Below are 21,058 nucleotides of genomic sequence, written 5' to 3' on the forward strand. Positions count from 1 at the left end.
GGGCAAATTGGCGCGGGGAGGCGACTTAGCCGTTGGTCTGGGGGGCTTCCATATCGGCGAACTTGATCGACTCGCCGCAGCCGCATTCATCGACCACGTTCGGATTGCGGAACTTGAAGCCCGATTCCAGAAGGCCGGTCTCGTAGTCGATCTCGGTGCCCAGCATGAACATCTGCGCCATCGGCGCGATCAGCACACGGGCGGGGCCCTTCTCGACGACGATATCCATCGGCCCGGCCTCGGCCGCGACCTCCATCGTGTATTCCATGCCCGCGCAGCCACCTTTCTTCACGCCGATGCGGAAGCCAGCCGCGTCCTCGCGCGACATCAGCTTAGCGATCTGCGCGACGGCGGCGTCGGTCAGGGTGACGGGATCTTGTCCGGGGACGTTGAACATGGGGCTCTCCTTCACCGAGTAATTTAGTCGGGGACGGGCAGGATTCCAAGGGGCGGAAGCTGTCCCAAAAGCGCGAGCGTGGCGTAAGAGGCGGCGAGCGCCCAGCCGAAAGAGGCCAGCGTGCCGATGATCACATATTCGGATTTCGGATTCGCCCCGTCCTTGGAAACCGCCTCGAAGCGCAGGATCGATTTCGCCGCGATCAGGAAGCCGATGCCGGAGGGTTGTCCCGCCAGAACCAGAAGAAAGATCAGCCCGCGTTCGAGCAGCCCGATCATCCGCCCGCCCTGGGGCAGCCCCTCAGGCGGGGCGTCGTTTTCATATTGCGCCATCAGCAGTCCCACCGCGAAGCCGCCCGCGCGGGTGGTGATCAGGAGACCGGTGGCGAGCGTCAGAGCGCCGGGGAGCCAAGTGAGGTTCGCCCAGAGCGAGTTGGCCCAAAACGTCGGGAAAGCGGCGGCGATTAGCGCGGTCGCAGCCAGATGGGTGGCTTGATCGCCAAGGAAGGCGGCGAGGGGATGCGTTTTGGGCGCGAAGCTCTTGGCGATGTCGATCACCAGATGGCTGAGGGCGACCAGCACCAGCACCAGCACCCCGATCAGCGCCCAGCTCAGCTGCAGCCCCACCAACAACGTCAGCCCCGCGAGGATCGCGATATGCGTGGCCAGCGCAGCCCAGTCCCGCCCGGCCTTTTTTGCCGCCATGTCGCTGCTTTGAAACGCGAAATCGGTGAAGGAATGGGCGAAGAGTAGCGCCGCGAAAGTCTCGATCATAGGGTCTCCTCGATCATCGCTAGAGCCTCCACGATGGCCGGGTAAGCCGCGCTTGCCAAGGCCTGTGCCAGCGATTGCCGGGTGATGCCGATCTCGGAGGCTGCGGCGGTCTGGGTCGGCGGATCGAGGCGCAGCATCGGTGCAATCGCGCGCGCCTGTGCCGGGGTCCAATCCTCCGAGAGGTGATCGAACAGCCGCAGCGCCGCGCCGAGCGGCCCGCCCGCAGCATGGGCGATGCGCGGCTCCTCGAGACTGTCGAGCAGTTGCCCCGAGGCAGTGAAGACAGGCCCCGACGCCCCGTTCAGGTCGCCATCGGGCGGCAGCGTTCCATCCCCCTCGGCGATCGCGATCCGGGTCGAGAATACCTCGCCCAGAGTGCGCAACTCGGCCCGGATCAGCAGCGCGAGCCTAGCCTGAAGGCGGGGACTGGGTATCGCGAACTGCCACCCATCCCCGCGATTTCGGGCAAAGTGACTTTCCCACAGAAGCGGAGACAACGCGTCCGCCGCGCCCTCGATAGCATCAAGTGCCGCGCTCAGCTCGGAGGCCGAGAGCCGGGTCGAGGCGACGATATCGCCGGTAAGGACACAAAAATAAGCCATGCGCAGGTTATAATGCCTGCGCATGGCTATATGCAAGTAAAAACGCCTGCATTAACTATTTAGCAGGCAAATTGGCCTGCGTTACCCATCGAGGAACGGATAATCCGTATAGCCCTCAGCGCCGCCGCCGTAGAACGTGTCCGGGTTCGGCTCGTTGAGCGGCGCGTCCTTCTCGAAGCGCGTCGGCAGGTCCGGGTTCGCGATGAACAGCTTGCCGAAGGCCGCCGCCGCCGCGCCCTCTTTCAGCGCTGCTTCGGCCATCGCCTTGTCGTAGCCGTTATTCGCGATATAGGGCGCTTTCGACTTCGCGCGCAGCGTCTCGATCCCGTCCTCGGGCCATTCGCGCGGCCCGCCGGTCTGACCTTCCACGAAATGAACATAGGCCATCGGCTTGGTGTTGAGGAACTCGACGACCGCGCCGAACAGCTCCGCCGTGTTGCTGTCGATGCCGACGTTATTCGCGTTCGACCAGGGCGAGAGGCGGATGCCCACACGTTCGGCGCCGAGGATCTCGGTCACCGCGTCCACGACTTCGCGCAGGAAGCGGGTGCGGTTCTCGATCGAGCCGCCATATGCGTCCTCGCGTTTGTTCGAGGTGTCGCGCAGGAACTGGTCGATCAGGTAGCCGTTCGCGGCGTGGATTTCGACGCCATCGAAGCCCGCAGCTTTCGCGTTGCGCGCTGCGTTGCGGTAATCCTCGACCGTGGCGGCGATCTCTTCGACCGTCAGCGCATGGGGCGTGGTGGTCGCGACGAAGCCCTCACCGTCGAAGGTTTTCGCCTCGGCCGAGATCGCCGACGGACCGACCGGATCGCGCCCATCCAGAAGCTGCGGCACCGAAATCCGGCCGACATGCCAGATCTGCGCGACAATGTTGCCGCCCGCGCCGTGCACGGCCTCGGTGACCTTCTTCCAGCCCGCGACCTGCGCGTCGTTATAGATGCCCGGCGTCCAGGCGTAGCCCTGACCCATCGGCGAGATCTGCGTGCCTTCGGTGATAATCAGGCCTGCGCCCGCGCGCTGGCGGTAATATTCCACCGTCATGTCGGTCGGATGCAGGTCGGGCGCGCGGTTGCGGGTCAGCGGTGCCATCACGAAACGGTTGGCGATCTCGATCGCGCCGAGCTTCGTGGGGGAGAATAGCGTATCAGCCATGTCGGTCATCTAGTCGGGCCTCTCATCGGGTTTGACATTCGGCAGCATGAGATGGGTCTTGCAGCGCGATGGGCAAGGTGAGCTACGCGCAACGCCCCTGTGCGCAAATGCGAGGAAACAAAAAGGGAGCCGCGTGGCTCCCTTCCTCTTGGTCGAAATATCCCGGGGGGCACCCGCAGGGTGCGGGGGCAGAGCCCCCTCCGGACCTCACATGAAGCCCAGTTCGAGCCGCGCCTCGTCGGACATCATGTCCATGCCCCATTGCGGATCGAAGGTCATCTCGACATCGACATCGCGCAGACCGCCGACGCAGGCCACGGCATCGTGAACCCAGCCCGGCATCTCGCCCGCGACGGGGCAGCCCGGCGCGGTGAGCGTCATGATCACCTTCGCGTCATTCTCGGGGCTGATCTCGATCGTGTAGACGAGGCCGAGATCGTAGATGTTCACCGGGATTTCCGGGTCATAGACAGTGCGGCACGCTTCCACGACATTTTCGTAGAGCGGGTGATCGGTCGTCGAGGGCTTGATCAGCGGCGTGCCTTCAAGCGGCTCTTCGGGCGTGGCGGTCATGGAAGCCTCTTTCATCGGCGGGGCGCGCGCGGGCGCCTATCGAATTACTCGACTGTTTATCTAGGTGATAGGACCCGAGCCGTAAAGGGAGGCGTGGTCTGTCTGCTGATATGTGATGACCTGGCGTCTATGACGACACGTTGGTTGAGAAGGGGCGCGCCCGAGCCTCGGGTGGGCGCGTGGCGTCGCCTGTGGCCGGGCGCTTTATCTCGCAAGCCCGGCGGACGCTTGAGCCTGCGACGACATCGCCAATGCGCCCTCCCGGGGGGAGGGTCAGGCGCGGCCCGGGCTGGCCGCCCCGGGCCAAAGGGAGAAACGGGCCAAAGGGAGAAAGCGGCGCGCTCCCCCCAACGCTCCTGCCTTGACGCCCCGCACGCTTCGCGCCAAACCGATCCCATGTTGCCCGAAGAGAAACTCGACCAGATCCTCGCGCGCTTCGAGTACCTCGAGGCGCTACTCAATGCTGGCGCGGAGCCCGCCAAGATCGCCGAGATCAGCCGCGAATATTCCGAATTGAAGCCGGTCGTGACCCAGATCGAAGCCTGGCGTCAGGCGCGCGCCGATCTGGAAGAGGCGGAAGGCTGGCTGAGCGATCCGGAAATGCGCGATCTGGCCGAAGAGGAACTGCCGCGCCTCAAATCTCGTATCCCCGAGATGGAGCAGGCTTTGCGCGTGGCGCTTCTGCCCAAGGATGCCGCCGACGCGCGCCCCGCGATCTTGGAGATCCGCCCCGGCACGGGCGGCGAGGAAGCGGCGCTTTTCGCGGGCAACCTGCTGCGGATGTATCAGAAATACGCCGAGAAACACGGCTGGCGGTTCGAGATGATGGAGCTGACCGAGACCGAGCTCGGCGGCGTCAAGGAAGCCGTGGCCCGGATCGAGGGCGAGGGCGTCTTTGCACGCCTGAAATACGAATCCGGCGTCCACCGCGTGCAGCGCGTGCCGGAAACCGAGGCGGGCGGGCGCATCCATACCTCGGCCGCGACCGTGGCGGTGCTGCCCGAGGTCGAGGCGGTCGATATCGACATCCCCGCCAATGACATCCGGATCGACACGATGCGGGCCTCCGGCGCGGGCGGCCAGCACGTCAACACCACGGACTCGGCGGTGCGCATCACCCATATTCCGACCGGGATCGTCGTGACCTCGTCGGAGAAATCCCAGCACCAGAACCGCGCCAATGCGATGGCGGTTCTGCGCGCGCGGCTGTTCGAGGCCGAACGCGACCGCGCAGCCTCCGAGCGCGCCGAGACGCGGAAGTCGCAGGTGGGCTCCGGCGACCGCTCTGAACGCATCCGCACCTATAATTTCCCGCAAGGGCGGCTGACCGATCATCGCATCAATCTTACGCTTTATTCCCTTGATAAGGTTATGGAAGGCGAGATCGATGAGGTGGTCGACGCGTTGATCGCCGACGATCAGGCGGCGAAGCTCGCGGAGATGGAGGCGTGAGGGCGCAGGATGCGTTGGTCGCCGCGACGCGGCGTCTGCGCGAGGCCGGGATCGAGGGCGCGCAGACCGACGCGCGCAGGCTTTTGGCCCATGCGCTCCAGATCGCACCCGACCGACTGACGCTCGCGCTGCAAGACCCGCTGCCGGAGGACGCTACTGCCCGGTTCGAGGCGGCACTCACCGCCCGCGAAGCGCGCCAGCCCGTCGCCCAGATCACCGGCAAGCGCCTCTTCTGGGGCCACGAATTCCGCGTCACCCGCGACACGCTCGACCCGCGCCCGGAGACGGAGCTGCTGGTCGAGGTGGCGCTGGAGCGGCCCTTCGTCCACGCGCTCGACCTTGGCACGGGCACCGGCTGCATCCTGATCTCGCTGCTGAAATCCATGCCCTTCGCGGCGGGAACGGGGACCGATCTGTCGGACGCCGCGCTGGAGGTCGCGAAAAGCAACGCCGAGGCGCTCGGTGTGGCCAAACGCGCCAAGTTCCTGATTTCAGACTGGTTTGCCAATGTGCCGGGGCGCTACGACCTCATCGTCTCGAACCCGCCCTATATCGCGGAAGCCGAGATGGCGGGGCTCTCGCAAGATGTGCGCGAGTGGGAGCCGCTCTCGGCGCTGACCCCCGGCGGAGACGGGCTCGACGCCTATCGCGCGATTGCACGCGGGGCAGGGGCGCGGTTGCTCGCAGGTGGGCGTCTCGCGGTGGAGATCGGCCCGACACAGGCGCAGGCGGTCAGTGACCTCTTCGCCGCACAAGGTTTCGAGCGGATCGAGACCCGCCAAGATCTTGATGGGCGCGACCGCGTCGTTTTGGCGCATAAATCCGGGGATACGGCGGATTGCGGCGCTTCCTGAGCGCGAAATCGCGCAAAAACTTGGGGAAAACCCCGCGAATCGGCGGAAATCGCGGATTTGACCGATTTTCTGACTTGAAAGGTGGCCCCCCGCATGTTTAGTCAAGCCTGTGCAGGGCGGATATTGATCCACCGCACGGCTCAGCTTCACAGCGCGGGTGTTAGGAACGAAACCGGGCAAGTATGCCCAGCGTGACAGTTCAGCCCGCAGGCCACGCATTAGCGGCCATTTCCGAAAAGCCCGTGACAACGGGCCAAGAAAACGAAAGCCATGAGATCTTCGAAATCCCGTTCGCGCAATAAGTCGAACCGTCAACGGTCGATGGGCAATATCGTTAACCGCGTCTTCGACAGCTCCGGCCCCGAAGGCAAGGTGCGCGGTACGCCGCAGCAGATCATCGATAAATATCTTCAGCTTGCGCGCGATGCGCAGCTCGGCAACGATCGCGTGGCCGAACAGAACTTCCTGCAGCACGCAGAGCATTACACGCGAATGCTGGGCGAGGCGCAGAAAGAACAGGCTCGCGAGCAAGAGGCCCGCAACCAGCAGCGCCAGCAAAACAACCAGAACAATGGCAACCAGAACAATGGTGGCCAGAATAACGGTGGTCAGAACCAAGGCGGCCAGAACAACGGTGGCAACGGTCAGAATAACGGCCAGAACCACGCTCAGCAGGACGACGGCCAGAACGAGGCCCAGTCGAAGGGTGAAGCTCAGGACAACAATACGTCCGAGCGTCGCGAAGAGCGCAGCGAGGCGAAATCCTCCGGTCGCAACAAGCGCGCCGAAAGCCCCGAGATGATGCCGCCGATGCCGCAGCTGGAGCTCGAAGAGGATTCCACCCTCGTCGAGACACCGGAAAGCCGTAGCAGCGAAGAGGCACCGAAAGCCGCGGAACAGCCTGAGAAGGCTGAGAAAGCGGAAAAGGCCGAAAAGCCCAAGCGTCCGCGCGCCCCGCGCAAGCCGCGCGCCCCGAAAGCCGACAAGGCTGAAAAGGCAGAGGCGAGCGCCGAGCTGCCCAAAGCGTCTGGCGAGTAAAGCCTCGGACAAGAGATAGCAAAAGGCCCGCCGGATCGGCGGGCCTTTTTGCATGATGGGGCAGGGGCGGCGCTCAGGCGGTCAGGTCTTTGTCCAGAAACACCCGGTCATAGCCGCCATCCATCCGGCGGTCGCGCTCGATAAAACCGAGCCGCGCATAGACCGCGCGGCTCTCCTCCATCGCGGCATTGGCGTAAAGCCACAGCTTTGTCGCGCCGATCTCGCGGGCGCGCGCCTCGGCGAACGCCATCAACTGCCGCCCGATCCCCTGGCCCTGAGCGGCCGGGTCGACGGCGACGGGCTCGATCTGCAACCGGGGCGGTGGGCCGTCATCCGCAAAGAGCCCGATATAGCCCGCGACCCCGCTCGTTCCCTCGCAGACCCAGAGATGCGGAAGCTCGGCGGCATGATCGGCGAGCATCGGTGCGGGTGGGCGGCCGATCCGGGGAATGTATCGGGAGAAGGCGGCCTCGGCGATCTCCGCAATGCGCGGCAGGTCGTCCTCGCGCGCCGGGCGGATCATTCCTGACCCGCGACGATGCGCGCAAGCCGGCAGAACTGCTCCAGTGTTACCCGTTCGGCGCGCTCGGTGGGCGCGATCCCGGCCTGCTCCAGCTTCGCCTCGATATCGGGGGCCACGCCTTTCAATGAGGCGCGCAGCATCTTGCGGCGCTGGTTGAAGCCCGCAGCTACGACCCGGCTGAGCGTCGCCGCATCGGCCGGATAGCGCGGCTCGGGCAGGGCGCGCAGATGCACCACCGCGGAATGAACCTTTGGCGCGGGCGTGAAGGCTTCGGGCGGCAGGCTCATCACGATTTTCGCCTCGGCACGCCACTGCGCGAGGATCGCGAGCCGCCCGTAATGCTTGCTGCCCGGCTTCGCCACGATCCGCTCGGCCACCTCGCGCTGGAACATCAGCGTCAGGCTTTCCCAGAAGGGCGGCCACTCTTTCGGCGTCAGCCAACGCACCAGCAACTCGGTGCCCACGTTATAGGGCAGGTTCGCAGCGATCTTGATCGGCGGCGTCAGATGCGCGAGCGGATCGATCTGCAGCGCATCGCCATTGATCACTTCGAGCCGCCCCGGATAGGCCTCGGCGATCTCGGCCAGAGCGGGCAGGCAGCGCATGTCTTTCTCGATCGCGAGGACCTTGCGCGCGCCTTCGGCCAGAAGCCCGCGCGTCAGGCCGCCGGGGCCGGGGCCGACCTCCAGCACATCCGCGCCCGTCAGATCGCCCGCAGACCGCGCGATCTTCGCGGTCAGGTTCAGATCCAGCAGGAAGTTCTGCCCGAGGCTCTTCTTTGCCACCAGATCATGCGTCTGCAGAACCTCGCGCAGCGGCGGCAGCCCGTCGATCGTGGCCATCACGCAGCCTCAGTCATGACGCGCGGCTCCCATCCGGGCCGCCATCTCCAGCGCCGCGATCAGCGAGGCGGGGTTGGCGCGGCCTTGGCCCGCGATGTCGTAGGCGGTGCCGTGATCCGGCGAGGTCCGCACGAAGGGCAGGCCGAGCGTGATGTTCACCCCGCCGTCGAAATCGAGCGTCTTGATCGGGATCAGCGCCTGATCGTGATAGGCGCAGATCGCCGCGTCGTAGGTCTGACGGGCGCGGGCGTGGAACATCGTATCGGCGGGCATCGGGCCCGCTACCGCGTAGCCCTCCTCGCGCAGACCGTCGAGCGTGTCGGCGATCCAGTCGCCTTCCTCGGAGCCCATCGCACCGCCTTCGCCTGCATGGGGGTTCAGCCCCGCTACCGCGATCCGCGGGGCGGAGAAGCCGAAATCGCGCCGCAGCCCTTCATAGGTGATCCGCACCGTCTCGCGCAGAAGCTGCGGGGTCAGGAGTTTCGGCACCTCGGAGAGCGCGACGTGGATCGTGGCGGGCACCACGCGCAGCGGCGGGTCGACCCGCGACGAGGCCAGCATCATCACCACCCGCTCGACGCCCGCGAGATGGGCCAGATATTCGGTATGGCCGGGGAAGGTGAACTTAGCCCCGTCCTTTAGCGCCTTCTTGTTGATCGGCGCGGTGGTCAGCCCGGTGCCTTCGCCGCGCATCACCAGATCGACGCCGCGCGCGATCACGTCGATGACGGCTTTCGCATTGGCGGGGTCGGGCTCGCCCGGCAGGGCGGCGGCGGGGAATTGATGCGGCAGCACCGGCAGTCCGGCGCTGGCATGGCGCAGCGCATCGGAGGGACGGTCGATCTCGCGGATCTTGGTGCCGCGCGGCAGATGCGCGGGATCGCCGATCCAGACGAAGGGCAGCTTCGCGCCGCAATGCTCCCAGGCGCGGGCGGCGATCTCGGGGCCAACCCCCGAGGGATCTCCGCAGCTGAGGATCACGGGGCGGTCGGGCGCACGGGCCGCGGTGCGATCGGTCGGCTGGGCGCTCATTTGCGCACGATCACCGCGTCGGCTTCCAGATCGGCCATGTAGCCGTTGGCATAGGCTTCGAGCGCCTTGCTCTCCAGTGCCGCGCGGACCTGATCGCGGTCGGGGGCCGACTGGTCGCCCTCGGGGGCCACCTTGCGATCGCAGAGCATCACCAGAAGATCGTTCGCGCCCTGCGGGATCACTTCGCTCTCGCCCACGTCGAGATGCGACAGCGCGAGACCGACATTGGTCGGCACCTGCGCCTGCGCCACATCCTCATGCATGGTGAGCGCGCTCGGCGGGAAGCCCTTGCCGATCGTGTAGAGCTGGTTGCATTGGCGCGCCGCGGCCACCTGGCTCTGGATCTTGGCCGATTGCTGCGAGCCGGTCTGGCCGATGGCGAAAGTCATGTAGCTCAGCGTCTGCGGACCCGACGGCGCATCGCCGTCACCGATCGCACGCAGCATGAAAACCGCGACCGCGCCCTTGAGCTCGATCGGCTGGGTCGCCGTGCCGGGCTTGAGCTTGAGCACCACGCCGCGCAGTTGCGGCGGCAGCTTGTCGATCGGCATCCAGTCCAGACGCCCGCCGCGATCCCGCGAGGGAGCGGCCGAATATTGACGGGCGAGCGCTGCGAAGGCGCCTTCGCCCTGGGCGGCCGACAGTTGCCGCGCCTGACCCATCGCCGCGCGCTCGCGGCCCGGCGGGGCGGGCACGATCGCCTCGGAGATCAGCACTTTCACGCCCTTGCCGGTCTGGCTTTCGGGCTTCATCGCGCGGTCGATGTCCGCTTTCGTGATGTTCACCTGCGGCCCGAAGCGCGCCCGGACCACCTGACGCCAGACGAGACCGGCCTCGGTGAAGTTGCGGAAGGTGTTCGGATCGACGCCTTCCTTCTGCAGCGCCTGCACGAATTGCTCGCCGGTCATGTTCGCGCGGCCCGCGAATTCGTCCATGCCCTGCTGAATCGCGGCTTCGTCGAGCTTGATGCCGATGCGATTGCCGGCCCAGACGCGCAGGCGATCTTCGATCAGCGCCTTCTCGGCATCCTCGCGGGAGTTCGAGCCGGCATTGAGCAGCTGCATGAAGCGCTGGCGCTGGCTGATCTCGTAATCGGTCACGCCCATCCCGTTGACGGTAACGACGGGCGCGAAGCTGCCGCCCGATTGCGCCTGCGCCGTCCCTGCGGCGAAAGGCAGGGCGAGCATCAGCGCCAGAAGGGTGAGCAGTCGGGTCATCATCGTCATGAGCGTGCCTGTCCGTTTCGTCTCGTTCAGTCTTGGCCCTTTGGGCCTCGTTGATCCTCTGGGCCCGCTGGGCCGCATTGCGATCCTCAGCCTCACCCTCCGCAGGTTCGCCGCGCGGGCGCACCGCCACTCGCGCCGAAGCCGACGAGTTGGACGGAAAGGCCGAAATCGGTCTCCGGGGCTACACTAGTGGATGACGTGAAGCGGCGCGAGAGGGAAAGATCAACCGCGATGCATTCGGTCTGGTAGCGCAGGCCGAGCTTGGCGCGTGCCGCGCGCTCGGCGGTGAAATCGTAACGTGTGCTGAGCGTGCCCGACCAGCCGTTGCCCCAACGCCATCCCGTGTCGAGCATAAGTTCCGACATATTGTCGTCGCGCCCTTCGGCGGGGTTTTTCTCGAGCCAGAGATAGCCTGCCGAGACGTTGAAGTCGTCGCCGGCCCTCGACAGCCGCAACTCGTCGCGCGACACGGAGAAGTTATCGTCGAACAGCGCGCGGTTCGACAGCGTCAGCCCGTTCGCGGTGGCCAGATGGGTTGCGAGGAGCCAGTCGGATTTCGTCCCCGACAGCCCCGTGCCCTGCGAAAACTGGCTCAGATCGCGCTGGCGGAAGACGCGGCCCGCCGCGACGCCCAGCGACCAGCCGGAGCTGTCATAGCGTGTCCAGCCGAGCCCGACATTGGCGCGCAGGCCGGTCTCGCGCGCGTCTTCGCCCGGGTAGCGGGTCAGCGAGAACAGGTTGCCGCCATCGAATTCGGGCAGCTGGCTGTCCTCGTTGGGCGCGTCCGCCAGATGATCGGGCGCCCAGACGACCTGCGCCACCGGCTCGATCACATAGGCGGCGCGCCCGCTAGTCTTCACCCAGGGCCAGCGGATTTCCGCGGCGACGGTGGGTTGGCCGCGCAGGATCGTGTCGCTGAAGGCGGGATCTTGGTTGGTCTCGATGATGTCGCCCGCGAATTGCGCCTCGAGCGAGCCCAGCATACCCGGCCCGAACAGCCAGTTGCGGCGCCAGTCGGCGGTGAGCGAGCCACGCACCATGTCGCGCCCGTCGGGGCGTCCGTCGCCATTGAGATCGAGCGTCGAACTCGAAGCGCGCCGCGTCGCCAAGGTGGAAAACCGCAGGCTGCCCTGTCCGCCGATCCCAGCGGGGCGGAAGGTGCGGATCCATTCGCCGGTGCCGCTCAGCATCGGTTCGGTGGAGTTGTTCTCATCCGCGCGCAGCGAGTGAATATTGCCGACGCGGGTCCAGATCATCTCGTCGCGGCGGACCCGTTCGAGCTCGACACCCGACCACAGACGGTCATCGTCGCCGAGCCCGTAATTGAGCAGGTAGCTGTCGTCGCTGACCAGCCGAAGCTGCGCGGTCAGGCGGAATTCGCGGGGCAGCTGCGCCTCGAGATCGCCGAAGAGATAGCCGCGCGTGCCGCTGCGAATGTCGTCATTGCTCAGCGCGCCCGACCATTCCATCTTGCCCCAGTTGAAGGCCTGCCGGTAGCGCAGGTTCAGCGTCTCGGTGCGCGAGGTCGCGACATAGGGCGTCACCGTCAGGTCGCGGCTGGGCCCGAGCGCGATGAAATAAGGCACCAGAAGCCCCGGCCCGAGACCGCTCGTGGTGCGGAATTGCGGGGCAAGGAAGCCCGTCATCCGCCGCACACCCGGCGCGGGCAGGCGGAGACGCGGCAGATAGGCGATCGGCACGCCCGCCGCACGGAATTGGGCATCCTCGAAGACGATCTGCCGCGTGGTCGCGTTATGCACGACGCGGCTCGCGCGGATTTCCCAAAGCGGTGTCGGATTGGTCCGGCAGACCTCGCAGGACGAGGCCACGACCTTGTTCATGATCGTGATCGCGCCGTCGCGCCGCTCGATCCGGGCGGCGGCGAGCTGCAATTCGCGCGCCATCACCATCCGGGCGCTGAGCAGGATGCCGTTTTGCAGATCCGAGGACAGCTCCGCCTGCGAGGCGAGGATCACCGCCTGCGACTGGCCGGGCTGCACCAGCCGGATCGGACCTTCGAGGTAGAGCTTGTCTTCCTTCTGGTCATAGACCACGCGCTTGGCCGAAAGCCGGTTCGACTTGTAGAAGACCTCGACATTGCCCTCTGCGACCAGCTCGTTCTGATTGCGGATCGAGACCCGGTCGGCCAGCAGCGTTGCCAGTTCGTCCGAAGAGGGGATCGCCGCGCCTTGCGTCGTTGTCGCGGCATCGGTCGCGGTGTTGTCTTGTGCGCGCACCGTCTGCGGAGCCGCCACGCCAAGCGCGACGATCAGCGCCAAGGCGCTCGCCCGTCCTGCCAAGGCGCCGAATTGCCGCCGCATCACCCATCCTCCCGGTGCAGTAGCCGCGCCAGCGGCAGCATCAACCCGATCACCGGCGGCGCCCAGGCCGCGAGCAGAACGGGAATCTGTCCGTTATCGCCCAGAACTTGCGCGATATTGCGCAGGAAGAACAAGCCCAGACCGGCGGCCAGCGCCAAAAGAACCTTCGCGCCGATGCCCCCAAAGCGCACATGATCCATCGTGAAGCTGGCAGCGATCAGCACCATCGCCGCCAGCAGCACCGGCAGCGCCAGTTCCATCTGGAACCACACGATATGGCGCCGCGCCGAGAAGCCCGCATCCTCGAGCGAGGCGATGAAGCTCGGCAATTGCCAGATCGGCACGGCTGAGGGCTTGCCGAAACTGTCGCGGATGCTGGCGACCGTCAGGTCCGAGGGCAGCGAGAGGCTGTCTTGGGTCGTGGCGTCGCGCTCGGGGTTGGTGGATTCGCCCAGCGGCCAGTCCTTCACGTCCTGCAACTGCCATGCGCCCGGCACCAGCGTCGCGGTCTTCGCGTCGATCCGGCGCACCGGGCCGCGATTAGGATCGAAGATCAGGAAGGTTACGCCGTGCAGCGTGGTGGCGTCGCCATTGGCGCGCTCGGCATGGATCACCGCCTGCGCCAGTGACTTGCCGTCCGAGGCAAGGCCCGCGCTTTGCCGCATCCACACGCCCTCGCGCCCGATCGAGACGGTCGAGCCGCCATCGGAGGTGTAGTGATCGACGAGCGTCTCGTAGCGCTTCGAGGTGGCGGAGACGAGCGGGTTGCCGACCAGCAGCGCCAGTAGACCAATCACCAGCGCCGCCGCGATCGGGGCTGCCAGCATCCGCAGCGCGGAGCGGCCCGCCGCCCGGATAACCACCAGTTCCGAGCTGCGCGCCAGTGCGACGAACAGCGCCACCGCCGACAGCATCACGATCAACGGCAGGATGGTGTAAATCGTCTCGGGAATGTTGAGCGCAGAGAGCACCGAGAGCTGCAGCAGGCTCAGCCCCTGATCGGAGAAGCGGCGGATTTCCTCGACCACGTCGATCAGGAACAGGATGCCCCAGAAGCTCGCCGCGACGATCAGGAAGCTGCGGAGGAACCGTTTCGCAAGATAGAGCGCAAGCGTCACGCGGCAGCCTCCCGTTTGGGCCGGATACGGCGCGGACGCCCCGACCACCACAGCATGAACAGCACCATCACGATCCCGCCCAGCGTCGGCGCAATCAGGCTCGGCCAGAGCGAGGGGTCGCGCCCGGAACTCGTCTCGGCGGCGTTTTGCAGCACCTGCACCACGATCAGCCCGCCAATGGCGAGCGACATCTGCCGCCACATGCCGAAGCGCGAGAATGTGCCCATCATCAGCGCCGAGAAGCCGATCAGCGCCGCGATCGGGGCCAGCAGGGGCTGGGTGATCCGCCGGGCAAGCTCCAGCCGCAGCGCGTCGCGCGCGGCCTTGGCGCTATTCGCGCCCGGTGTCGCATCCAGACCGGTCCCGGCCATCATCGCAGCGAGGCGCGGCGTCGTCATCTCGTCGATCTTCGGTGCCCGCGCCTTCCCGGCCTTCAGGAAAGAGCCGATATCATAGGTGAAATTGCTGAACCGCGTGACCGACAGGCGATCCGAGGGTTTGCGCAGCGTCTGGGCCATGCCCGAGAACATGATCAGTTTCGGCCCCGTCTCGGTCTTCACGATCACGCCCTTGTCGGCGGTATAGATCGTGCTCGTCTGCGCCGAGCGGCTGTCGGAAACGAAGATATCCTGCAACTCCCCTAGATCGGAGATGCGCCGGATGTAGATCGAGATGCCCGGCGCGGGATGCTGGAACGTGCCTTCGGTGAGGAATTTCGCGGTCAGGTTCTGTGCGACCTCCTGCTGGCGCTCGGCCAGCCGGGCTTTAGCGGCGGGGACGAGGAAATTCACCAGCAAAGCCATCATCACCGAGGCGATCAGCCCGAAGACCAGCACCGGGCGGGCGAGCCGCCAGTTCGAGGTGCCGGTGGCGCGCATCACCACCAATTCGCTGTCCTGATCGAGCCGGTTGAACGCGTAGATCGTGGCGGCGAAGGCGGCGACCGGCAGCACGATGCGGATGACGTAAGGCAAGGTCAGCGCGGTGAATTCCAGCACCACCGTCGCGGTCTGGCCATCCGAAATCAGGCTGTCGAACATGATCACAGCCCGGTTGACCCAATAGACGGAGACCAGCACGAGCGCGAAAAACCCGAACAGCGCCATCAATTTGGACAAAACATATCTGTCCAGTTGCGTCACGACCCTCTCAATACCCCCGAATATTTTCCTTTCTCTAGCCTGTCGGGCGAAGTGAGGGAAGGGCACAGCGGGGGTGCTTTTCATTTTCCGGAGGCAGGGCTAGGCTTGCGCGCAATTTGATGCCAATCGCGACCGAGCGCCGCCGACGCGCGCGCCGGTCTCATCTTCGGAGAGCCCCACATGACCCAACCTGTTGCTATCGCCTTCAAGGAAACCGATCCGGAGGGCTTCGCCACCCAAAGCGGGCGGATCGCGCTGGTCGTGGGCGGTGACGGCAAGTTGGGTCAGGCCGGGCGCAAGCTGGATCGGGCGATGAAAGGTGCGATCAAGCGCGCGGTGGACTCGGAAGCCTTTGCGGGGCTCGGTGCGGGCGAGGCGATGGAGCTGAGCTGGCCCGCCGCGATCGCCGCCGAAGCGGTGCAGCTGGTGCGGCTCGACCGCAAGGCCAGTGCCGACGAGGCCCGCAAGGCAGGGGCTGCGATCGGCGCGAAACTGGGGGAGGCGGGCGCGCTCGTGGTGGCGCAGAACCATCCGCGCGCGGCCGATCTGTCGCTGGGCCTCGCGTTGCGCGCCTATCGCTTCGACTATCACACGGGCGAGGACAAGAAGGCCTACGGGCCGGTGACGATCATGGTCGACAAGCCCGAAGAGGTCGCCGCCGCCGCGGCCCCGCATGCAGCACTGGCCGAGGGCGTGTTCTTCACCCGCGATCTCGTCAACGAGCCCGCCAATATCCTGACCACCGACGATTTCGCCGCCCGCCTCGCCGCGATGCAGGAGCTGGGCCTCGATGTCGAAATCCTCGAAGAGGAGGACATGAAGAAGCTCGGCATGGGCGCGCTTCTGGGCGTCGGCATGGGCTCGGAGATGCCCTCCAAGCTGGTCGTGATGCAGTGGAAGGGCGGCGAGGAGGGCGAGGCGCCCTTCGCGCTCGTCGGCAAGGGCGTCGTCTTCGATGCAGGCGGCATCTCGCTCAAGCCCGGCGCGGGCATGGAAGAGATGACGATGGATATGGGCGGCGCAGGCGTCGTCTCGGGCGTGATGCGCACGCTGGCGCTGCGCAAGGCCAAGGCGAATGTCGTGGGCCTGGTCGGACTGGTCGAGAACATGCCCGACGGGCGCGCGCAACGCCCCGGCGATATCGTGACCTCGATGAAGGGCGACACGATCGAAGTCATCAACACCGATGCCGAAGGCCGCCTCGTTCTGGCCGATGTGCTCTGGTATGCGCAGGACCGGTTCCAGCCCAAGGCGATGGTCAATCTCGCTACGCTGACCGGGGCCGTGATCGTCGCGCTCGGTCACGAGAACGCGGGCCTTTTCGCCAATGATGACAAGTTCGTAGCCGACATTCTTAAAGCGGCGAAGACCGAGGGCGAGGGCGCGTGGCACATGCCGCTGCAGCCCGCCTATGACAAGGCGCTGAAATCGCGTTTGGCCGATATGCGCAATGTCGGCAACCGCTGGGGCGGCGCGATCACCGCGGCTGCCTTCCTTAAGCGCTTCGTGAAGGACGAGGTGCCGTGGTGCCATATCGACATCGCGGGCGTGGCGCTTCCGCCGAACGAGACCACGCTGGCCCCGAAAGGCCCGACCGGCTGGGGCGTGCGCATGCTCGACCGTCTGATCCGCGACAAGTTCGAAGCCTGAGATGGGGCAGGTCAATTTCTACCATCTGACCCGCTCCAGCCTCGAGGAGGTGGTGCTGAACCTCGCCTCCCGGGCGGTGGAGCAGGGTTGGAAGGTGGAATTGCGTGGTGTCGATTCCGCGCGGCTCGACTGGCTCGATCAGAGGCTCTGGCTGATGGGCAACGAGGCGAGCTTCCTGCCGCACGGGCTCGCAGGCGGGCCGCATGACGCATTGCAGCCAATCCTGCTGGGCACCGCGCCCGCAGGCGACGGGCGCGAGGCGATGATGGCCGTCGACGGCGCCGAGGTCGCGGCAGAGGAAACCGACGCCCACAAGCGCGTCTGGATCCTCTTCGACGGCAACGACCCGCAAGCGGTGCAACATGCGCGCGGGCAATGGAAGACCCTGACCGGCGCGGGCGCGAAAGCGATCTACTGGTCGGAAGAGGGCGGCCGCTGGGAGAAGAAGGCGGAGAGTTGAGGGGAGCTTATTGCAGTCGCTCCGGCTCCAGCACCATCACGGTCGGTTCGCGCGGCAAAGTTCTAAGCGAAACGATCACCTCGCTCACGCCGGGCCGCTCTACCGCGAAGACGCCTTCCATCCCGTCGAGAAAGCTCTGCAGGGTCGGTTCGCCGAACCAATGGACCGGGATCACGATGCGCGAGCGCAGCCGGTTCAGGATGCGGATCATCGTCGGCTGATCGACCGTGTAGGACCCGTCTACCGCCGCCATCACCACATCGAGCCGTCCCAGCGCCGCATATTGCGCGGGATCGGGCTCGTGATGCAGATGGCCCAGATGGCCGATGCAGAGCCCGGCCACCTCGAAGACGAAGATCGAGTTGCCGTTCTCCTCGACTCCGCCAAAGCTGCGGATCGCGGTGGGCACATTGCGGATCAGCATCTCGCCCAGATCCAGATGATGCTCGGCGGCGATGCCGAACTGATCCGACCAACCCTTCAGCGCTACCGTCCCCTCCGGGATCATATCGGTCATATGGCTCGAGTGGGCATGGTTCATCGTGACGTAATCGGGGGCGAACCGCGCGCCCCCGGTCCAGCCGTTGAAATCGGTGACGACCGACAGCCCGCCCTCGGTCTGCAACAGCACCATCGAATGGTCGATGTAATGCAACCGCACAGATTGCTCCGGCACCGGGTCGGACCAGCTGGCTTTATGTAGATACTCGATCCCGGGCGCGGCATCGGCAATCGCGATGCAATGGCTGATGCGCTGGTTTTGCGCAGCCGCCGCGAGTGGTGCACACGCGGCACAGAGGGCGAGAAGAATGGCGCGGATCATGGCGAGCCTCCTTTTGCCCTAGCGTAAGGCCAAAAAGCGATTCCGGTCCATGCCCTTGCGCCCCGCGCGGCCTTCCCTTCGCGCTGCTTTGGGTCTATCAGCCGGGGCCGAAGGAGAGCCCCAGATGACCAAGTTCAGCTTCACCCTCAAGGCCACCGATGGTGCTGCGCGCACCGGGACGATCTCGACGCCCCGCGGCGAGATCCGCACGCCGGCCTTCATGCCCGTGGGCACCGCCGCGACCGTGAAGGCGATGATGCCCGAAAGCGTCGCCGCGACCGGCGCGGATATTCTGCTGGGCAATACTTACCACCTGATGCTGCGTCCCGGCGCGGAGCGGGTGGCGCGTCTGGGCGGGCTGCACAAGTTCATGAACTGGGACAAGCCGATCCTGACCGACTCGGGCGGCTTTCAGGTGATGAGCCTCGCGAGCTTGCGTAAGCTGACCGAGGACGGCGTGACCTTTGCCTCCCATGTCGACGGCTCGAAACATATGCTCTCGCCCGAACGCTCGATGGAGATCCAGAAGCTGCTGGGCTCGGATATCGTGATGTGCTTCGACGAGTGCCCCGCGCTGCCCGCGACCGAGGAAGAAGTGGCGAAGTCGATGCGCCTGTCGATGCGGTGGGCGCAGCGCTCCCGCGACGCCTTCGGCGACCGTCCCGGCCATGCGCTGTTCGGCATCCAGCAGGGCGGCGTGACACGTGAACTTCGCGAGGAAAGTGCCGAGAAACTCAAGGAAATCGGCTTCGAGGGCTATGCGGTCGGCGGCCTCGCCGTGGGCGAGGGGCAAGAGGCGATGTTCGGCGTGCTCGACTATGCGCCGGGCATGCTGCCGCAGGACAAGCCGCGCTACCTGATGGGTGTCGGCAAGCCCGACGATATCGTGGGCGCGGTCGAGCGCGGCATCGACATGATGGATTGCGTGCTGCCGTCGCGCTCGGGGCGCACGGGCCAAGCCTGGACCCGCCGCGGGCAGGTGAACATCAAGAACGCCCGCCATGCCGACGACCCGCGCCCGCTGGACGAGGCCTGCACCTGCCCGGCCTGCTCGAACTATTCGCGCGCCTATCTGCACCACGTCTTCCGCTCCGGCGAGATGATTTCGGGGATGCTGCTGACCTGGCACAACCTGCATTACTATCAGGAACTGATGGCGGGCCTGCGCGCGGCGATCGACGAGGGGGCGCTGGCGCGCTTCGTCTCGGAATTCCACGAGACCCGCGCGGCGGGCGATATCGAGCCGCTCTGACCCCCGCTCAGTGCGAGATCACGATCACCGCGGCGTAATGCGTCGCGGCCGCGGCCAGCACATGGCCGTGCCAGATCGCGCGGGAGAACGGGATGCGTTCGGTCTGGTAGAAAATCACGCCGACCGTATAGGTCAGCCCGCCCACGACCAGCAGGATCAGCGCGGGCAGGGGCAGGGCGACGATCAGCGGCCACATCGCGATCATCCCGAGCCAGCCCATCGCCAGATAGAGCCAGAACCCCGTGCGCTCAGCGCGGTGGAAGAAGCCGAGCTTCATTACGATGCCGAAGGTCGCGAGCGCCCAGACCGTCGCGGTCAGCGCCCAGCCGGCGACCCCGCCGAGGCCGATCAGCGCCATCGGCGTGTAAGTGCCCGCAATCAGAAGATAAATCGCCGCGTGATCGAAGCGCCGAAGCACCGCGCGCGTCGGCGCATGCAGGGTCAGGTTATAGGCGGCCGAGAGCGAGAAAGAGGCGATCAGCCCCACGGAATAGACCGCGAGCGGCCAAACCCGCCCGGCCGGTGCGGCCAGCGAGGCCCAGACGATCAGCGCGCTGACGCCCGCCACGGCGAAAACGACGCCCAGCACATGGACGACGCCATCGGCGACATGTTCGCGAAAGCTGTGGCTCAATTGGTGGCGCGTCATCGTGGTGATCCCCTCAGTCATGCCTTTAAGATAGCAACGATGAGGCGATCTCCCAAGTCGCGGCGGAAAAAACGCTGGGTCACAAGGGGGCTCTGCCCCCGCACGCTGCCGCGCGCCCCCCCGGGATATTTGAAAAGAGCGAAGACAGGACAGGCGCCCATCTTCGCTCTTGAGAAATATCCCGGGGGTGAGGGCGAAGCCCGAGGGGGCAGAGCCCCCTGAGCCAGATCAGATACCGTCGCCGACGAAGGCCTTCTCGACCACATATTCGCGCGGCTCGGAATTCGCGCCCTCGCGCAGGCCGAACCCTTCGAGCACCGCCATCACGTCCTTGTTGAAGGCGAGCGAGCCGCAGACCATCGCGCGGTCGGTCTCGGGGTTCATCGGCTCGAGGCCGAGATCCTTGAACACCTTGCCGTTCTCGAGATTGTCGGTGATCCGACCCATGTGATGGAATTCCTCACGGGTCGTGGTCGGGTAGTATTTCAGCTTGCCGTCGACCATCTCGCCGATCAGCGGATCGTTGATCAGGTTCTCGACCAGCTGGCGGCCATATTCCAGTTCCTCGACCGTGCGGCAGGTATGCATCATGATGACCTCGTCGAACTTGTCGTAGGTCTCGGGGTCGCGCATCAGCGAGGCGAAGGGCGCGATGCCGGTGCCGGTGGCGAGGAACCACACCCGCTTGCCGGGCAGCAGCGCGTCATGGACCAGCGTGCCGACGGGCTTCGGGCGCAGGATGATCTGGTCGCCCACATTGATATGCTGCAGCTTCGAGGTCAGCGGGCCGTCGGGCACCTTGATCGAGTAGAATTCCAGCTCCTCGTCCCAGTTGGGCGAGGCGATCGAATAGGCGCGCAGCAGCGGTTTGCCATTGTCGCCCATCAGCCCGATCATCACGAACTCGCCCGAGCGGAAGCGCAGGCTTTGCGGGCGGCTCACGCGGAAGGAAAACAGCCGGTCCGTCCAATGGGTCACTTCGGTCACGGTCTGCGCGTCGGGCAGGGTCTTCACCTTGGGGATCTCGGTCACGGCGCTCTCGTTCATTGTCACATCTCTCTCGGGCCGGGGCAGGCGCCTCGGTCTGGCAAATATACAGATCGGATACAGCTTGCGTGAGCGCTGGCCCTTGATCTGGCTCAATTGCCGGTTTCGTTATGGTCTATCGGATATCGC

21 protein-coding genes are annotated in these 21,058 nt (G+C 65.8%); 6 read left to right on the forward strand and 15 right to left on the reverse strand.

The features are described 5' to 3' along the window. Positions 1–25 precede the first annotated feature (25 nt). The 5 genes from AKL02_RS07685 to AKL02_RS07705 all read right to left on the reverse strand — a co-directional run bounded on the left by AKL02_RS07685 (position 26) and on the right by AKL02_RS07705 (position 3,500). A complete protein-coding gene (locus AKL02_RS07685) occupies positions 26–397 on the reverse strand; it encodes a HesB/IscA family protein (protein WP_075774555.1) in 372 nt (123 codons plus the stop codon). A 23-nt stretch (positions 398–420) separates the two neighbouring features. Then, complete coding sequence (locus tag AKL02_RS07690; protein ID WP_083075185.1) at positions 421–1,170, reverse strand: DUF3307 domain-containing protein; 750 nt, start codon at positions 1,168–1,170, stop codon at positions 421–423. Beyond that, positions 1,167–1,772, reverse strand: coding sequence for a MarR family transcriptional regulator (locus AKL02_RS07695; RefSeq protein WP_133051917.1), 606 nt, complete (start codon positions 1,770–1,772; stop codon positions 1,167–1,169). Before AKL02_RS07695 ends, AKL02_RS07690 begins: the two co-directional genes overlap by 4 nt. An 81-nt stretch (positions 1,773–1,853) precedes the next feature. Further along, positions 1,854–2,927: an alkene reductase gene (locus tag AKL02_RS07700; protein WP_083075587.1), complete on the reverse strand. Its 1,074-nt coding sequence runs from the start codon at positions 2,925–2,927 to the stop codon at positions 1,854–1,856. Positions 2,928–3,134: 207 nt separating this feature from the next. Then, the gene (locus AKL02_RS07705; protein WP_078519345.1) at positions 3,135–3,500 is read right to left on the reverse strand and encodes a DUF59 domain-containing protein; all 366 of its coding nucleotides are present in this window, start codon (positions 3,498–3,500) and stop codon (positions 3,135–3,137) included. 396 nt (positions 3,501–3,896) lie between these two features. Between AKL02_RS07705 and prfA the strand changes: the two genes are divergently transcribed. The 3 genes from prfA to AKL02_RS07720 all read left to right on the forward strand — a co-directional run bounded on the left by prfA (position 3,897) and on the right by AKL02_RS07720 (position 6,844). Further along, on the forward strand, positions 3,897–4,952 hold the full coding sequence (prfA, locus tag AKL02_RS07710; RefSeq protein ID WP_083075189.1) for a peptide chain release factor 1: 1,056 nt from the start codon (positions 3,897–3,899) through the stop codon (positions 4,950–4,952). Next, complete coding sequence (gene prmC / locus AKL02_RS07715; protein ID WP_083075191.1) at positions 4,949–5,806, forward strand: peptide chain release factor N(5)-glutamine methyltransferase; 858 nt, start codon at positions 4,949–4,951, stop codon at positions 5,804–5,806. The genes prfA and prmC overlap by 4 nt, the downstream gene beginning before the upstream one ends. 270 nt (positions 5,807–6,076) lie before the next feature. Beyond that, positions 6,077–6,844 (forward strand): DUF4167 domain-containing protein, encoded by a 768-nt coding sequence (locus AKL02_RS07720; protein WP_083075193.1) that lies wholly within the window; start codon positions 6,077–6,079, stop codon positions 6,842–6,844. A 73-nt stretch (positions 6,845–6,917) separates the two neighbouring features. Here the strand turns inward: AKL02_RS07720 and AKL02_RS07725 are convergent, their stop codons facing one another. The 7 genes from AKL02_RS07725 to lptF all read right to left on the reverse strand — a co-directional run bounded on the left by AKL02_RS07725 (position 6,918) and on the right by lptF (position 15,024). Then, the gene (locus tag AKL02_RS07725; protein ID WP_078539453.1) at positions 6,918–7,367 is read right to left on the reverse strand and encodes a GNAT family N-acetyltransferase; all 450 of its coding nucleotides are present in this window, start codon (positions 7,365–7,367) and stop codon (positions 6,918–6,920) included. Then, positions 7,364–8,209 (reverse strand): 16S rRNA (adenine(1518)-N(6)/adenine(1519)-N(6))-dimethyltransferase RsmA, encoded by an 846-nt coding sequence (gene rsmA, locus AKL02_RS07730; RefSeq protein WP_083075195.1) that lies wholly within the window; start codon positions 8,207–8,209, stop codon positions 7,364–7,366. Before rsmA ends, AKL02_RS07725 begins: the two co-directional genes overlap by 4 nt. Positions 8,210–8,218: 9 nt before the next feature. Further along, positions 8,219–9,241 carry a 4-hydroxythreonine-4-phosphate dehydrogenase PdxA gene (pdxA, locus tag AKL02_RS07735; RefSeq protein WP_078539451.1) on the reverse strand — a complete coding sequence of 341 codons (1,023 nt, stop codon included), beginning with the start codon at positions 9,239–9,241 and terminating at the stop codon, positions 8,219–8,221. Next, positions 9,238–10,467: a peptidylprolyl isomerase gene (locus tag AKL02_RS07740; RefSeq protein WP_078539450.1), complete on the reverse strand. Its 1,230-nt coding sequence runs from the start codon at positions 10,465–10,467 to the stop codon at positions 9,238–9,240. Before AKL02_RS07740 ends, pdxA begins: the two co-directional genes overlap by 4 nt. Before the next feature lie 92 nt (positions 10,468–10,559). Then, entirely contained in the window at positions 10,560–12,788 is a 2,229-nt protein-coding gene (locus tag AKL02_RS07745) for an LPS-assembly protein LptD (protein WP_083075199.1), read from the reverse strand. Further along, the gene (lptG, locus tag AKL02_RS07750) at positions 12,788–13,906 is read right to left on the reverse strand and encodes an LPS export ABC transporter permease LptG (RefSeq protein WP_078519336.1); all 1,119 of its coding nucleotides are present in this window, start codon (positions 13,904–13,906) and stop codon (positions 12,788–12,790) included. Before lptG ends, AKL02_RS07745 begins: the two co-directional genes overlap by 1 nt. Further along, positions 13,903–15,024 (reverse strand): LPS export ABC transporter permease LptF, encoded by a 1,122-nt coding sequence (gene lptF, locus AKL02_RS07755; RefSeq protein ID WP_332836467.1) that lies wholly within the window; start codon positions 15,022–15,024, stop codon positions 13,903–13,905. Before lptF ends, lptG begins: the two co-directional genes overlap by 4 nt. A gap of 204 nt (positions 15,025–15,228) precedes the next feature. Here lptF and AKL02_RS07760 point away from each other — a divergent pair, with 204 nt between their 5' ends. Beyond that, positions 15,229–16,698, forward strand: coding sequence for a leucyl aminopeptidase (locus tag AKL02_RS07760; protein WP_083075203.1), 1,470 nt, complete (start codon positions 15,229–15,231; stop codon positions 16,696–16,698). Position 16,699: 1 nt separating this feature from the next. Then, positions 16,700–17,158, forward strand: a complete 459-nt coding sequence (locus tag AKL02_RS07765; protein WP_083075205.1) for a DNA polymerase III subunit chi — start codon at positions 16,700–16,702, stop codon at positions 17,156–17,158. Between the two features lie 7 nt (positions 17,159–17,165). Here AKL02_RS07765 and AKL02_RS07770 read toward each other — a convergent pair whose 3' ends face one another. After that, positions 17,166–17,981, reverse strand: a complete 816-nt coding sequence (locus AKL02_RS07770) for an MBL fold metallo-hydrolase (protein WP_083075209.1) — start codon at positions 17,979–17,981, stop codon at positions 17,166–17,168. 124 nt (positions 17,982–18,105) lie between these two features. On the opposite strand from AKL02_RS07770, the gene tgt reads away from it, so the two are divergent. Further along, positions 18,106–19,233 (forward strand): tRNA guanosine(34) transglycosylase Tgt, encoded by a 1,128-nt coding sequence (gene tgt, locus AKL02_RS07775; RefSeq protein ID WP_083075211.1) that lies wholly within the window; start codon positions 18,106–18,108, stop codon positions 19,231–19,233. A gap of 7 nt (positions 19,234–19,240) precedes the next feature. Here the strand turns inward: tgt and trhA are convergent, their stop codons facing one another. Together trhA and AKL02_RS07785 are read right to left on the reverse strand one after the other, a co-directional pair. Then, entirely contained in the window at positions 19,241–19,903 is a 663-nt protein-coding gene (gene trhA, locus AKL02_RS07780) for a PAQR family membrane homeostasis protein TrhA (RefSeq protein ID WP_332836468.1), read from the reverse strand. Positions 19,904–20,110: 207 nt separating this feature from the next. Next, a complete protein-coding gene (locus tag AKL02_RS07785; RefSeq protein ID WP_078539442.1) occupies positions 20,111–20,929 on the reverse strand; it encodes a ferredoxin--NADP reductase in 819 nt (272 codons plus the stop codon). Positions 20,930–21,058: the final 129 nt, after the last annotated feature.

The sequence above is a fragment of the Thioclava electrotropha genome, from assembly GCF_002085925.2.
Lineage (GTDB): Bacteria > Pseudomonadota > Alphaproteobacteria > Rhodobacterales > Rhodobacteraceae > Thioclava > Thioclava electrotropha.